This is a genomic window from Kitasatospora sp. NPDC127116 (assembly GCF_042677365.1).
Taxonomy (GTDB): Bacteria; Actinomycetota; Actinomycetes; order Streptomycetales; family Streptomycetaceae; genus Kitasatospora; species Kitasatospora lactacystinica.
This window is the reverse complement of the sequence record NZ_JBHXTL010000017.1, coordinates 62,919-77,248: the sequence shown is the minus strand read 5'-3', so window position 1 is coordinate 77,248 and position 14,330 is coordinate 62,919. Positions and strand designations below refer to the sequence as shown.

The window sequence follows — 14,330 nt, the reverse complement described above, 5'->3', positions numbered from 1 at the left end:
GCGGTTCGGTGTCGTGCGATCGCCATCGGGCGAAACATCGTCTTCATAGAAGACCTGCTGGTGAAGCTGGCCATCTTGCTGGTCAGCCGGTCGACGACGACCGACCGCGCCTGGCCCGGACTTTTGATCGATCTGATAGAAACTTCGCGACACCCCTCCCCCGAAGGACGGATCCATGCCGCACCCCGCCCTGCCCGCCGCGCCCGACCTCGGCGCCTCCCACCTCGTCCGCGCCCCCGAGCGCCCCGAACCCGGCTACTGGGCCGGCTGCCCGGGCGTCCGGTACGAGCCGGACCTCGACCGCTTCCTGCTCACCTACCGCGAGCGCCGCCCGCGCGGCGCGACGCACGGGCCCGACCGGGGCTGGCGCTGCGCCGTCGCCGAGAGCACCGACGGCATCGCCTTCCACGACCTGTGGTCCGTCCGGCGCGACGAACTGGACTCCCCCTCGATGGAACGCCTCGCCCTGCTGCGCCGCGACGGCGGCTACCTGCTCCACCTCAGCCACGTCGACCCGGCCGACAACCGCTGGCGCGTCGACGCCCTGCGCGCCGACGCACCCGAGTCCTTCGACCTCGCCACCCGCACCCCCGTCCTCACCGCCGCGACCACCGGCACCGAGGGCGTCAAGGACCCGTACCTGCTCGAAACCGACGCCGGCGTCCACCTGTTCGCCACCGTCTCCCGCGCCCGGCCGTTCACCCCCGAGGAACAGGACCGCGCCCACGCCGACGCCGACATCCACACCACCGGCCTCACCTTCCAGCCCACCGCGCTCGCGGTGTCCCCGGACGGGCTGCGCTTCACCGCCCCGCCGGGCCGCGCCGCCGAGGCGCTGGACGTCGGCCCGGCCGGCGCCTGGGACGGCTACGAGTCCCGGATCACCACCGTCCTGCCCGACGGCCGGGGCGGCTGGCTCGCGCTCTACGACGGCTCGGCGGACGCCGCCGGCAACTACGAGGAGCGCTGCGGCCTGGCCGCCTCCACCGACCTGCGCGGCTGGCACCGCCTCACCCCGGACGGCCCCTGGCTGGACATCCGGTACGCCGACCTCGTCCCGGCCCGCGGCCGCTGGTACCTCTACTACGAGCAGAGCCGGCCGGACGGCGCGCACGAGCTGCGGGTCGCCGTCCTGGACGAGTTCGCCGGAGTCCGCCCCGACGGCACCCCGGCGGCGCCGCACCACGCCTGAGCGCGGGGAGCGGCGGCCCGGTCCGCCCGGGCCGCCGCGTCAGGCTCGGGCTTCGGGCCTCAGACGTCAGACCTCAGGCTTCAGGCCTCAGACCTCAGGCGTCAGGCGGCCAGCAGGGCCTCGGCGATGCCGCGGGCCCGCCAGGCGGCGTCCGGGGTGCCCTCGCGCAGGGCGGTGACGATGGCGCCGTCCATCAGGAGGGCGAACTGCCGGGCGCGCTCCCCGGGCTCGGGGACACCGGCGTCCCGCATCAGCCGCTCGACCAGGTCGATGACGCGGGTCTTGTGCAGGGCCGCCATCCGGCGGGCCGGGCTGGCCGGGTCGGCGATCTCGGTCATCGTGTTGATCGCGACGCAGCCCCGGAAGTCCTGGGTCGCGAACCGTTCGGCCAGCGCGTCGAAGACGTGCAGCGGGTGGCCGCCGTGCGCCGCGACCCGCTCGGAGAGCCACGCCCGCCACCGGACGTCGCGGCCCTCCAGGACCGCGGTCACCAGCTCCTCCTTGCCGGTGAAGTGCCGGTAGAAGGAGGCCCGGCCCACGCCGGACTCGGAGAGGATGCGCTCCACGCCGACCGCGCGGATGCCGTTCGCGTAGAAGAGGGTTTCGGCCGTGCTCAGCAGGCGCGCCCGTGCGTTGACTGCCACGCGGCCGATCCTATCCACTCTTGACGCCAAACGGTACCGGTCGGTACCGTCCTCCAGTCGGTACCGGTCGGTACCGTTTAGCGGGGGCGGTCCCGAGGGGGGCGCCGAACCTCGACCGCCCGCACGGACCAGCGGCTGCACGGCCGCCCGGACCGGGACGCCACGCCGGAAGCACCACGGCGGGCCGCCCGACCCGGGACGCCGAGCAGCCGCAGGGCCCGAGCAGCCGCAGGCGCCGAGGGCCGCAGGACCCGCGGCCGCCCCGCGCGCGGTCGGCTCACGCGCCCGCGGCCGCCGCCTGCGCGAGGGAGTCCAGGACCGGCCGGACCAGCGGGTGCCCGTCGGCACCGGTCCGGACGGCGGCGAAGACCCGCCGGGTGGCGAGCTCGCTGTCCACCGGCCGCACCGCGACCTCGCGGAGGTCGACGCCGCGCAGCGCCGAGCGCGGCACCAGCGCCACCCCGAGGCCCGCCGAGGCGAGCGCCACCACGGCCCGGAAGTCGTCGGAGGAGTGCAGCAGCCGGGGCTGGAACCCGGCGTGCTCGCAGGCCAGCAGCACCACGTCGTGGCAGGGGTTGCCCGGGTACGGCCCGATCCACGGCTCGTCGGCCAGCGCGGCGACGGCCAGCGGGCCGGACTCGTCGGCCAGCCGGTGGCCGAGCGGCAGGACGGCCTCGAAGGGCTCGGCGTACAGCGGCACCCGGGTCAGCCGGGCGTCGTCGGCGCGCGGGGCGCCCCGGTACTCGACGGCCACCGCGAGGTCGGCCCGGCCGTCCAGCACCATCGGCAGGCTGGCGTCGCCCTCGGCGTCCAGCACCTTGAGCCGCACCCCGGGGGCGCGCTCGGCGAGCAGGCCGACGGCGGGGGCGAGCACCGAGGCGATGGCGGTCGCGAAGGAGGCGACGGTGACCTCCCCGGAGACGCCCGCGCTGTACGCGGCGAGGTCGGCCTCGGCGCGCTCCAGCTGGGCGAGCACCACGTCGGCGTGGCCGAGCAGGATCTCCCCGGCGGCGGTCAGCCGTACGCCCCGGCCCTCCCGGGCGAGCAGGTCGTGGCCGGTCTCCTGCTCCAGGGCGGCCAGCTGCTGGGAGACCGCGGAGGGGGTCAGGTAGAGGGCGGCCGCCGCGGCGGTCACGGTGCGGTGGTCCGCCACGGCCCGCAGGGTCCGCAGCCGTCGTGCGTCGATCACGGACCAATTCTGCCAGCGCGGCGCGGCGTGCCGGACCGGCGGGCCGGAACCCGGGCGGGCCGGGCGGGCCCGCCGGAGCAGCGGTTTCGGCCGGAGGCACGCGCGGTGGCGCATTTCCGGACGAGATCGCTCCTGTCCGTTGACCGGACATCCGCGCGGCGCTTGGCTCGTGCCGACCGGGCCACGGGGGGCCGAGGGCCCGGGGCAGTCATCAGGGGAGGATGATCGATGACCACTGCACGCACCCGCCGCCGACTGGCCCGTACCGCCGCCGTCCTGGCGGCCGTCACGGCGGCCGGAGCCGCGATGCCCGCCGCCGAGGCCCGCCCGCCCAAGGGCGACACCGCCCGGGTCAGCGAGGGCGCCAAGGGCGAGGCCCTGAACGGGCCCTCGTTCGCGCTCGGGCTGAGCGGCGACGGCCGGTACGCGCTGTTCTCCTCGTCGGCGACCAACCTGCTGCCCGGCGGCGCCGGGGCCGTCGGCGACGTCTACGTCCGGGACCTGCGCAACGGCCGCACCGAGCGGATCAGCGTCGCCGCCGACGGCTCCGCGCTGGACGCCGGCACCAACGACGCGGCGATCAGCGGCAACGGCCGGTACGTGGCGTTCAGCAGCTACGCGACCAACGTGGTGCCCGGCCGGCCGAAGCACACCACCGACGTCTTCGTCCGGGACCGCTGGACCGGCCGCACCGAGCTGGTCACCACGGGCGACGGCACCTCCGGCGCGGGCGACGACCAGAGCGCCCGCAACGCCTTCGACGCCGCCATCAGCGGGGACGGCCGCTACGTGGTCTACTCCTCCGACCGCACCGACCTCGCACCCGGCGTGCGCCGCGGCAGGTTCAACGTCTTCGTCACCGACCGCTGGACCCGCACCACCCGGGTGGTCAGCACCGGGGCGGACGGCACCCCGGCCGACCACAACTCCTCCCGCCCGACGATCAGCGCCGACGGCACCGTGATCGGCTTCACCTCGCGGGCCGGCAACCTGCTCCCGGCCGACCAGGCCCCGTCCTCGCTCGCCGACCGAGCCGACCGAGCCGACCAAGCCGCCGCAGCCGACCGAGCCGCATCCGCCGCATCCGCGGCCGACACCGCCGACACCGCCGACACCGCCGAGCTGACCGGAATCCGCGCCTACCCGTACTACGTCTGGGACGCCCGCACCGGGAAGATCACCGGCGCCAGCTACGACGGGACCGGCGAGCTCATCGGCGCCGGCAACGACGGGCGGATCAGCCCCTCCGGCCGCTACGCGCTCTACACGGTCTACGAGGAGGGCGGCCGGCCCGGCTCGCACGGTGTCCACCAGGACGTCTACGCCCGCGAGCTGGCCACCGGCCGGACCACCAAGGTCAACCAGCCGCTGTCCGGCAGCGCCCTCGAATCCTCCTACAACCCCGTCATGCCGCTGAACGACCGCTGGGTGTACTTCACCTCCGACGTCGCCGACCTGGTGCCCGGCGACACCAACGGGCAGGCCGACATCTTCCGCACCGACCTGCGCAGCGGGCACACCGAGCGGGTCACCCTCACCCAGGACGGCTCGCAGAGCACCACCTCCGCCTTCTTCCCGCAGGTCGACGCCGACGACACGACCCTGCTGTTCAGCGCCGAGGACGGCAACCTGGCGCCCGTCGCCGACAGCGCCACCACGGACGTCTTCCGGCGCCGCCTGTAAGGTCCCGACTCCCTTGCGGGATACGTCCGTTGACGTATTTCCGGACGGGATCACCCCCGGCCGTTGACCACCGGCCCTCCCGACGGTTGGCTCTGCGAGGGCCCGCCGCCGGGAGGGAGCGCGGTCGGGCGATCCAGGGGAGGACGTTCCATGACCACCGCACGCACCCGCAGATGGCCGGCCCGCGCCGCCGCCGTCCTGGCCGCCACCGCCGTGGCCGGGGCCGTGATGCCCGCCGCCGAGGCCAAGCCACCGAAGGGCGACACCGCCCGGGTCAGCGAGACCGCCAAGGGCGCCCAGCTCAACGCCTACTCGACGCCGCTCGGGCTGAGCGAGGACGGCCGGTCCGCACTCTTCACCTCCGCCGCGACCGATCTGCTGCCCGGGCCCGGCACCCCGAACACGGACGAGGTCTACGTCCGCGATCTGCGCAACGGGCACGTCGAGAAGGTCAGCGTCGCCGACGACGGCTCCGCGCTGAACGCCGCCACCACCGACGCCTCGATCAGCGCCGACGGCCGGTTCGTGGCCTTCAGCACCACCGCCACCAACGTGGTGCCCGGCCGGCCGAGCCACCCCAGCGACATCTTCGTCCGCGACCGCTGGACCGGACACACCGAACTGGTCACCGCCGCCGCCGTGCCGAGCACCGACGACCAGAGCGGGTTCGGGGCCCTCAGCCCCAGCATCAGCCGCGACGGCCGCTACGTCGCCTACGTCTCCAACCGCAGCGACCTCGCCCCGGGCACCCTGCGGCGCGGCAGGAACAACGTCTACGTCACCGACCGCTGGACCCGCACCAGCCGGCTGGTCACCGTCGGCGCGGACGGCGAGGGTGCCGACAACGGCTCCTTCGCCCCGACGATCAGCGCGGACGGCTCCACCGTCGCCTTCACCTCCCGCGCGGGGAACCTGCTGCCGGAGTCCCCGGCCACCGACCCCGGCGCCGGCAGCACCACCGACGCCGACCCCGCCGCCGACTCGCCCCAGCTGGCCGGGCCCCACTACTACCGGTGCTACGTCTGGAAGGCCGACACCGGAAAGATCGTCGGTGCAAGCCTGAACGACGCCGGCGAGCTGACCGGCGTCTCCTACGACGCCAGGGTCAGCCCGGACGGCCGCTTCGCGATCTACAGCGTCCCGGTGTTCGTCGGCGGCTTCCCCGGCCCGGCCCACGGCACCCGGCTGGACCTCTACGTCCACGAGCTGGCCACCGGCAGGGTCACCAAGGTCAACACCGATCTGCCGGGCACCAGCACCAAGTGGTCCTCGTCCGGCGGCGTCATGACGGCCGACAGCCACTGGGTCTACTTCGACTCCAGCGCCGAGACCCTGGTCCCCGGCGACACCAACGACGCCAGCGACATCTTCCGCCGCGACCTGTGGACCGGCCGGATCGAACGGGTCAGTCTCACCCGGGCCGGCGGGCAGAGCACCTCCTCGTCCTTCAGCCCGTTCGTGGACGCCACCGGCGACACCGTGCTCTTCACCGCCGACGACGGCGACCTGGTGCCGGGCGACACCAACCAGGTGCTGGACGTCTTCCTGCGCCGGCTGTGACGGCCTGACGCACCCTGAAGCTCCGACGGTCCGACGGTCCGATGCCCTGACTCCCTTGCGGCATACGACCGGTGGCGTATTTCCGAGCGGAATCGCCACCGGTCGTTGACCAACCGTCCGCACGACGCTTGGCTCTCCCCGACCGGGCCGCGGGGGCCGTGGGCCCGGGACCGCCATCAGGGGAGGACGATCCATGACGCACGCACGCACCCGACGCCGGCTCGCCCGTACCGCCGCCGTGCTGGCCGCCACCGCTGTGGCCGCCGGAGCGGCGCTGCCCGCCGCCGAGGCCAAGCCGCCCAAGGGCGACACCGCCCGGGTCAGCGAGACCGCCAAGGGCGGGCAGATCAACGGGCGTTCGATCGCGATCGGACTGAGCGAGGACGGCCGCTCCGCGCTGTTCACCTCGACCGCGCCCGACCTGCTGCCCGGGCCCGGCACCCCGAACGCGGAGGAGGTCTACGTCCGCGACCTGCGCAACGGACACGTCGAACGGGTCAGCGTCGCCGACGACGGCTCCCGGCTGGACGCACCCACCGCGGACGCCTCGATCAGCGCCGACGGCCGGTTCGTGGCCTTCAGCACCAGCGCCACCAACGTGGTGCCCGGCCAGCCGAGGCGCTTCAGCGACGTCTTCGTCCGCGACCGCTGGACCGGCCGCACCGAACTGGTCACCGGGGGCGGGTCCGGCGACGACGAGGGCTACTCCGACAGTCCGTCCCTGAGCCGGGACGGCCGCTACGTCGCCTACACCTCCAACCGCACCGACCTCGCCCCGGGCTCGGACCCGCGCCACTTCAACGTCCTGATCACCGACCGCTGGACCGGCACCACCCGGGTGGTCACCACCGGCGCGGACGGCGGGGCCGCCAACAACACCTCCTACGGTGTGACGATCAGCGCGGACGGCGCCACCGTCGGCTTCACCTCCCGGGCGACCAACCTGCTCCCGCAGGCCCCGGCCGCCAACCCCGCCGCCGACACCGACCCTGGCACCGGCCCTGGCGCCGACGCCGGTGCACCCGGGCTGGCCCCGGCCCGCTTCTACCCGTACTTCGTCTGGAAGGCCGACACCGGGAAGGTCTCCGGCGCCAGCGTGGACGACGAGGGCACCCTGCGCGGCGTCAGCAGGGGCTCCCGGATCAGCCCCGACGGCCGCTACGCCCTGTTCGGCCTGCCGTTCCGCATCGGCGGGCCCGGCTCCAACCACTTCCGGTCGGACCTGTACGCCCGGGAACTGGCCACCGGCCGGCTGACGCGGCTCAACGCCTTCCTGCCCGGCACCACGACCACCGCGAGCGCCCAGGACCCCGCCATGACCTTCGACGGCCACTGGGTCTACTTCGACTCCGCCGCCGACAACCTCGTCCCCGGCGACACCAACGGCGTCAGCGACGTCTTCCGCCGCGACCTGAGGACCGGCACGATCGAACGAGTCAGCCTCACCCGGGACGGCGGGCAGAGCACCTCCGACTCCTCGGACCCGTTCGTGGACGCCGCCGGCGGGACGGTGGTCTTCACCGCCGACGACGGCGACCTCGTCCCGGGCGACACCAACGCCGCCGCGGACGTCTTCGTACGCCACCCGTGACGGTCCGAATGGCTTGATTCCCTTGCCGCATACGTCCGTTGACGTATTTTACGCCGACATTACCGGAGGGCGTTGACCCCCCGGCCCTCCCGACGATTGGCTCTGCCGAAAGCCCGTTGCCGGGAGGGAGCCCGGCCGGGCGATCGCTGGGGAGGAACACCTTCATGACACGAACCACCCGGACGACCCGCAACCGTTGGCTGTCGGGCGGCGGCAGCGTCCTGGTCGCGGCCGCGCTGCTCGCCGTCGCCGCCGCCCCGGCCCAGGCCGGCCCGGTGCCGCGCGGCACCACCCAGGTCAGCCTCGGGCCGAACGGCGCGGCGCCCGACAACCAGTCGACGGCCCAGGGCATCAGCGCGAACGGCCGCTACGCCCTGTTCACCTCCCGGGCCACGAACCTGCTGCCCCAGCCCTCGGCGGGCTGGAGCAACGCCTACGTGAAGGACCTGCGCACCGGCCGCCTCGAACAGGTCAACCTGTCCGACGCGGGCGGGGCGCTGAGCGGCTCGACCGACCAGGCCGGGATCAGCGCCGACGGCCGCTACGTCGTCTTCGAGAGCGAGGACGAGAACGTGGCGCCCGGCGCGCAGGTCAAGAACCGCACCGAGGTGTACATCAGGGACCGCAGGACCGGCCGCACCGAGCTGGTCAGCAGCAGCCCCACCAACACCGACACCGACCAGTACCACTCCTCGTACAACGCGCAGGTCAGCGGCAACGGCCGGTACGTGGTCTACGTGTCCTCCCGGACCGACCTGGACCCGACCGTCGTGGACCCCGAGCCGGAGCCCACCCCCGAGCCCTCGCTCGCCCGGCCCTACACCTGGAAGATCAACGTCTACCTCACCGACCGCTGGACCCACACCACCCGGCTGGTCTCCCACGACGTGAACGGCAAGCCGGGCGAGAGCACGTCCTTCCGACCGACGATCAGCGCGGACGGCCGCACCATCGGCTTCGGCTCCATCTCCAGCCTGCTGCCGGACGAGCAGGCCCCCGGCCTCGCCGCCGCGACCGCCGCGGCGGCGGCCACGGCCTCCGCTCCCGCCTCCTCCGACGCCTCCGCCGACGTGGAGCTCACCCCGAGCGCCGCCGAGGCCGCGCGCCGCAGCATCCCGCAGTCCGCGGCGCAGCCGAGCCTGGCCCGCCCGACCGCCGCCCCCTACTACACCTACGACGTCCGCTCCCGGACGCTCACACCGGTGAGCGCGGGCCTCGACGGCACGATCGGCAGCTCCAGCTTCGAGGCGACGATCAGCCCCGACGGGCGGCGCGCGATCTACACCCTGTCCGAGCCCGGCGGCTCGACCGGCGGCCACCGCTACCACACCGTGCTCCACGTGCGGGACCTGCGGACCGGCACCGTGACGAAGGTCAGCGGCGGCCTGCCCGGCACCAGCTCGGTCGGCTCCTCCGACCACGGCTCGATCAGCGCCGACAACCGCTGGATCTACTTCGAGTCCGCCGCCGACAACCTGGTGGCCGGCCCCCAGCACCCGGGCTGGGACGTCTACCGCCAGGACCTGCGCACCGGCCGCACCGAGCGGGTCGCCGCCGCGCCGGACGGCTCGCTCGGCAACGGCTCGTCGACGCAGCCGTTCGTCTCCGCCTCGGGCAACACCGTGGTGTTCGACTCGACCAGCGGCAACCTGGTCACCGGCGGCACCGGCCCGGCGGTCGAGAACGGCCAGGTCTTCGCCAAGCCCGCCGGGTTCCACCGGAGCGGTGCCGGCGACGACCAGGGCGAGAACGAGGACGACTGACCGGCAGCCGTCCTCCGGTAACCACGACGGGGGCGGGACGTCGGCGCGGCCGGCGTCCCGCCCCCGTTGCGGGAGGGTGGGGCAGGTGGTCTGGGGGCCGTACGGCGGGGGCGCGTCGATTCGCCTCCGCCGCGCGGCGGTTGTGAGCCCGTGGGCCGGTCCGGTTCCGAGCGGTCCGGCCCACGGGCAGCCTGGGTGGAGGTCAGCCCTCCAGGGCGGCGCGCGCGTCCACGAAGGCCGCGACGGCGCGCTCGACGTCCTCGGTGGAGTGCGCCGCGGACAGCTGCACCCGGATCCGGGCCTGGCCGTGCGGCACCACCGGGTAGGAGAAGCCGATCACGTACACGCCGCGCTCCAGCAGCAGCTCGGCGAGCCGGCCGGCCTCGGCCGCGTCGCCGATCATCACCGGGGCGATCGGGTGGTCGCCGGGCAGGATCTCGAACCCGGCCTCGGTCATCCGCGTCCGGAACAGCGCGGTGTTGGCCGCGAGCCGCTCGCGCAGCTCGTTGGACTTCTCGACCAGGTCGAGCACCTTGAGCGAGGCGGCCGCGATCACCGGGGCCAGCGAGTTGGAGAACAGGTACGGGCGGGAGCGCTGGCGCAGCAGGGCGACGATCTCCCGGCGGGCGGCGACGTAGCCGCCGGAGGCGCCGCCGAGCGCCTTGCCGAGGGTGCCGGTGATGATGTCCACGCGGTCCATCACGCCGTGCAGCTCCGGGGTGCCCCGGCCGCCCGCGCCGACGAAGCCGACGGCGTGCGAGTCGTCCACCATGACCATGGCGTCGTAGCGGTCGGCCAGGTCGCAGATCTCGCGCAGCGGGGCGACGTAGCCGTCCATCGAGAACACGCCGTCGGTGACGATCAGGCGGCGGCGGGCGTCCTGGGTGTCCTGGAGCTGCTTCTCCAGGTCGGCCAGGTCACGGTTGGCGTAGCGGTGGCGGCGGGCCTTGCTGAGCCGGATGCCGTCGATGATGCTGGCGTGGTTCAGCGCGTCGGAGATGACGGCGTCGCGGTCGTCCAGCAGGGTCTCGAAGACGCCGCCGTTGGCGTCGAAGCAGGAGGAGTAGAGGATCGTGTCCTCCTGGCCGAGGAAGGCCGAGAGGCGGTCCTCCAGCTCCTTGTGGACGTCCTGGGTGCCGCAGATGAAGCGGACCGAGGCCATCCCGTAGCCCCAGCGGTCCAGGGCGTCCTTGGCCGCGGCGAGCACCTCGGGGTGGTCGGCCAGGCCGAGGTAGTTGTTGGCGCAGAAGTTCAGCACCTCGCCCGGGCGGCCGCCGCCGGTCACGGTGACGGCGGCGCTCTGCGGGCTTCCGATCACCCGCTCGGGCTTGAACAGGCCGGCCTCACGGATCTCGTCCAGGGTGGCGGCGACGTCGGCACGCACGTTGTCGAACACTGCGGTCTCCTCAATCAGTTCGGCGGGGGCGGTTCGGCGGGGAACTTCGGCGGGGGAACGTCGGCGGGGGAACGTCGGCGGGGCTGGGGCGGGCTCAGGCGGTCCAGTCGAGGATGATCTTGCCGCAGTTGCCGCCCGCGGCGTCGTCGAACGCGGCCTCGAAGTCGGTGGCGGCGTAGCGGCCGGTGATCACCGGGCTGAGGTCCAGGCCGCCCTCCAGCAGCACGGACATCGCGTACCAGGTCTCGAACATCTCGCGGCCGTAGATGCCCTTGATGGTGATCATCGAGGTGACGATCGAGGCCCAGTCCACCGGGAACTGCTCGGCGGGCAGGCCGAGCATGGCGATCTTCCCGCCGTGGGTCATGTTGGCGATCATCGACTGCATCGCCTCGGGACGGCCGGACATCTCCAGGCCGACGTCGAAGCCCTCGCGCAGGCCCAGCTTCTGCTGGCCCTCCTCGATGGTGTGCTCGGAGACGTCGAGCGCCAGCGTCACACCGACCTGGCGGGCCAGGTCGAGGCGGTACGGGGAGACATCGGTGATCATCACGTTGCGGGCGCCGGCGTGCTTGGCGACGGCGGCGGCCATGATGCCGATCGGGCCGGCGCCGGTGACCAGCACGTCCTCGCCGACCAGCGGGAAGGACAGCGCGGTGTGCACGGCGTTGCCGAACGGGTCGAAGATCGCGGCCACGTCCAGGTCGACCGGCACCCGGTGCACCCAGACGTTGGAGGCGGGCAGGGCCACGTACTCGGCGAAGGCGCCGTCACGGTTGACGCCCAGGCCGACGGTGTTGCGGCACAGGTGGCGGCGGCCGGCCAGGCAGTTGCGGCACTTGCCGCAGACCAGGTGGCCCTCGCCGCTGACCAGGTCGCCGACCGCGATGTCCGCGACGCCGGCGCCGAGCTCGGCGACCTCGCCGACGAACTCGTGGCCCAGCACCAGCGGGGTCCTGATGGTCTGCTGGGCCCAGCCGTCCCACTTGCGGATGTGCAGGTCGGTGCCGCAGATGCCGGTCCGCAGCACCTTGATCAGCACCTCGCCGGGGCCGATCTCGGGCTTCGGGACATCGATCATCCAGAGGCCGGGCTCGGCCTGCTGCTTGACGAGTGCCTTCACGGCAACGGCTCCTGACGTGCGCGGGGACGGCCTTCGGGGGTCGGGCAGGCCGAGGGGCCCGGTTCGGCCGTTCCTGACGGTCGCACTCCGGGCAGGCAGAAATCTGCCTGGTCGGAGGGGGTGCGGTCCATCGAGGAATTCTTAAGGGCGGCCACAGCTGGGCTGAACGATCGTGCCCGAGCAGCGGCCGACGGGGGGTGCGGCATGCCGGTGCTCACCCGTCCGGCCGAGCGCGGGGCGGCCGCCGTGACGCCGTCCGGCGGGACGCCGGCCGGGGGCGGGTGGCTCGGCAGGGTGCGTGGCGCCGGCCGGGGGCGGGTGGCTCGGCAGGGTGCGTGGCGCCGGCCGGGGGTGCGTGGCTCGGCCGGAATGGCTGACACCGGGCCGCCAGTGGGACGGGGCACTCGGCTGACCGCGCTCCCGTTCGGTCCAGCCCGGCACCGACCCGCGCGCGCCCGTACGGCGGCGGTGCTTACGGTGGCGACGCTCCCCCCGCGGCCCCGTGGAGCAGCGCCCCGGCCTGCCCGAGCAGCGCTCCGGGGCCCTTCGCCAAGGGGCCGTCCGCCCCAGAGAGGCGCCTGCGCCGATGACCGACACCCGACGGCCCCGACCGGCCGTTCCCCGCTCCGTGCGGGTCCCCCGCACTCCGCGCCCGGCCGTCCCCCGGTCCGTACGGGTGGCCTCCGCCGCCCTCGCGCTGAGCGGCCTGCTCGCCGTCTCCGCCTGCTCCGGGGACGCCGCGCCCGCACGGCAGGCCGATCCGGCCGTCACCGCCGAACCGGCCGCGATGAGCCCGACCGCGACTCCGACGGGCGTCGCCTCCGGCGCGGTGGTGCCGCTCACCCAGGACGTCATGAACCAGCTGGACACCGCGATCAAGCAGGTGATGAGCGAGGTCTCCATCCCCGGGGTGATCGTCGGCTACACCGCCCCCGACGGCAGCTACCAGCGCACTTTCGGCATCGCGGACAAGAACTCGGGGGCGCCGATCTCGGCCGACATGTACATGCGCATCGGCAGTGTGTCCAAGACCTTCACCGCCACCGGCATCCTGCGGCTCGTGGACCAGGGCAAGCTGGGCCTGGACGACCCGATCTCCAAATACGTCCCGACCGTGCCCGGCGGCGACGGCATCACCCTGCGCCAGCTCGGCGAGATGCGCAGCGGCCTGTTCAACTACACCCTGGACTCCGGCTTCCAGCAGGCGTTCTTCGGCGACCCCAACCAGCCCTTCACCCCGGACCAGCTCCTCGCGTACGCGTTCAAGCACCCCGCGAACTTCGCCCCGGGCGCCCAGTTCGAGTACTCCAACACCAACCTGATCCTGCTCGGCCTGGTGGTCGAGAAGGTCGGCCGGCAGCCGCTCCAGGACTTCCTGAACCAGCAGGTGTTCACCCCGGCCGGGCTCACCAAAACCAGCCTGCCGACCGACGCGGCCTTCCCTGACCCGCACGCCCACGGCTACACCAACCAGACGGCCAGCGGCGCGGTCGAGGACGCCACCACCTGGAACCCGTCCTGGGGCTGGGCGGCCGGCGCCGTCATCTCCAGCCTCGCCGACCTGCAGACCTGGTCGAAGGTGCTGGCCACCGGGGAGCCGCTGATCAAGCCCGCCACCCAGGCGGAGCGGCTGAAGTTCGTGCCGGTCGGGCCGACCCCGGACCTCGGCTACGGCTTCGGGGTGTTCACCACCCACGGGTGGATCGGCCACAACGGCTCGCTCCCCGGGTACGAGAGCGTGGTGATCTACCTGCCGCAGGCCAGGGCCAGCCTGGCCATCCTGCTCAACACCGACATCCTGCACGACGGTTCGGAGCCCTCGACGTTCCTGGCGCGGGCGATCACCCAGATCGTCTCGCCGAACAACGTCTACACGCTGCCCACCCCGCCCGGCTCGGCCTCCCCGACGGCCTCCCCCTCGCCCACGGGCTCCCCGACGGCCTCGCCCTCGCCGACGGGCTCTCCGACCGGCTCCCCGACCGGCTCTCCGACGGCCTCGCCCGCGGAGACCGCGTCGGCCACGCCCACCGCCGCCGCCACACTCCACATCTCCTGAACCGCACCCGCACGCACGCGGGAGGGCCCGACCCGGGCGACCGGGGCGGGCCCCACCGCGCCGCCCCGCCGGACAGCGCGGCGGTAGGACCCCAGCCCCGGGGCGCGGTGCGTCGAGGCCGGCAACACCAACA

General features: G+C 73.9%; 10 protein-coding genes. 6 read left to right on the top strand and 4 right to left on the bottom strand.

Features of this window, described 5'->3' with window-relative positions:
• Window positions 1–175 precede the first annotated feature (175 nt).
• Window positions 176–1,192 carry a hypothetical protein gene (locus ACFVHV_RS10815; protein WP_380350654.1) on the top strand — a complete coding sequence of 339 codons (1,017 nt, stop codon included), beginning with the start codon at window positions 176–178 and terminating at the stop codon, window positions 1,190–1,192.
• Window positions 1,193–1,293: 101 nt separating this feature from the next.
• On the opposite strand, the gene ACFVHV_RS10810 is transcribed toward ACFVHV_RS10815, so the two are convergent.
• Both ACFVHV_RS10810 and ACFVHV_RS10805 read right to left on the bottom strand, forming a co-directional pair.
• Window positions 1,294–1,836 (bottom strand): helix-turn-helix domain-containing protein, encoded by a 543-nt coding sequence (locus tag ACFVHV_RS10810; RefSeq protein ID WP_359911187.1) that lies wholly within the window; start codon window positions 1,834–1,836, stop codon window positions 1,294–1,296.
• Between the two features lie 277 nt (window positions 1,837–2,113).
• On the bottom strand, window positions 2,114–3,025 hold the full coding sequence (locus ACFVHV_RS10805) for a LysR family transcriptional regulator (RefSeq protein ID WP_359911184.1): 912 nt from the start codon (window positions 3,023–3,025) through the stop codon (window positions 2,114–2,116).
• A gap of 228 nt (window positions 3,026–3,253) precedes the next feature.
• Between ACFVHV_RS10805 and ACFVHV_RS10800 the strand changes: the two genes are divergently transcribed.
• From ACFVHV_RS10800 to ACFVHV_RS10785, 4 genes are all read left to right on the top strand, one after another.
• Complete coding sequence (locus ACFVHV_RS10800; protein WP_380350652.1) at window positions 3,254–4,708, top strand: hypothetical protein; 1,455 nt, start codon at window positions 3,254–3,256, stop codon at window positions 4,706–4,708.
• Window positions 4,709–4,858: 150 nt separating this feature from the next.
• Entirely contained in the window at window positions 4,859–6,268 is a 1,410-nt protein-coding gene (locus ACFVHV_RS10795; protein WP_380350650.1) for a hypothetical protein, read from the top strand.
• 193 nt (window positions 6,269–6,461) lie between these two features.
• On the top strand, window positions 6,462–7,859 hold the full coding sequence (locus ACFVHV_RS10790) for a hypothetical protein (protein WP_380350648.1): 1,398 nt from the start codon (window positions 6,462–6,464) through the stop codon (window positions 7,857–7,859).
• Window positions 7,860–8,023: 164 nt separating this feature from the next.
• Window positions 8,024–9,622, top strand: a complete 1,599-nt coding sequence (locus ACFVHV_RS10785; RefSeq protein WP_380350646.1) for a TolB family protein — start codon at window positions 8,024–8,026, stop codon at window positions 9,620–9,622.
• A gap of 202 nt (window positions 9,623–9,824) precedes the next feature.
• Here the strand turns inward: ACFVHV_RS10785 and ACFVHV_RS10780 are convergent, their stop codons facing one another.
• Both ACFVHV_RS10780 and tdh read right to left on the bottom strand, forming a co-directional pair.
• Window positions 9,825–11,018 (bottom strand): glycine C-acetyltransferase, encoded by a 1,194-nt coding sequence (locus tag ACFVHV_RS10780; protein WP_359911169.1) that lies wholly within the window; start codon window positions 11,016–11,018, stop codon window positions 9,825–9,827.
• 94 nt (window positions 11,019–11,112) lie between these two features.
• Window positions 11,113–12,141: an L-threonine 3-dehydrogenase gene (gene tdh, locus ACFVHV_RS10775; protein WP_359911166.1), complete on the bottom strand. Its 1,029-nt coding sequence runs from the start codon at window positions 12,139–12,141 to the stop codon at window positions 11,113–11,115.
• A 586-nt stretch (window positions 12,142–12,727) separates the two neighbouring features.
• Here tdh and ACFVHV_RS10770 point away from each other — a divergent pair.
• Window positions 12,728–14,197 (top strand): serine hydrolase, encoded by a 1,470-nt coding sequence (locus tag ACFVHV_RS10770; RefSeq protein WP_380350644.1) that lies wholly within the window; start codon window positions 12,728–12,730, stop codon window positions 14,195–14,197.
• Window positions 14,198–14,330: the final 133 nt, after the last annotated feature.

What these genes read in the sequence shown, in the direction of transcription:
- ACFVHV_RS10815 (WP_380350654.1), top strand. Translation starts at nt 176, where the DNA reads ATGCCGCACCCCGCCCTGCCCGCCGCGCCCGACCTCGGCGCCTCCCAC.
- ACFVHV_RS10800 (WP_380350652.1), top strand. Translation starts at nt 3,254, where the DNA reads ATGACCACTGCACGCACCCGCCGCCGACTGGCCCGTACCGCCGCCGTC.
- ACFVHV_RS10795 (WP_380350650.1), top strand. Translation starts at nt 4,859, where the DNA reads ATGACCACCGCACGCACCCGCAGATGGCCGGCCCGCGCCGCCGCCGTC.
- ACFVHV_RS10785 (WP_380350646.1), top strand. Translation starts at nt 8,024, where the DNA reads ATGACACGAACCACCCGGACGACCCGCAACCGTTGGCTGTCGGGCGGC.
- ACFVHV_RS10790 (WP_380350648.1), top strand. Translation starts at nt 6,462, where the DNA reads ATGACGCACGCACGCACCCGACGCCGGCTCGCCCGTACCGCCGCCGTG.
- ACFVHV_RS10770 (WP_380350644.1), top strand. Translation starts at nt 12,728, where the DNA reads ATGACCGACACCCGACGGCCCCGACCGGCCGTTCCCCGCTCCGTGCGG.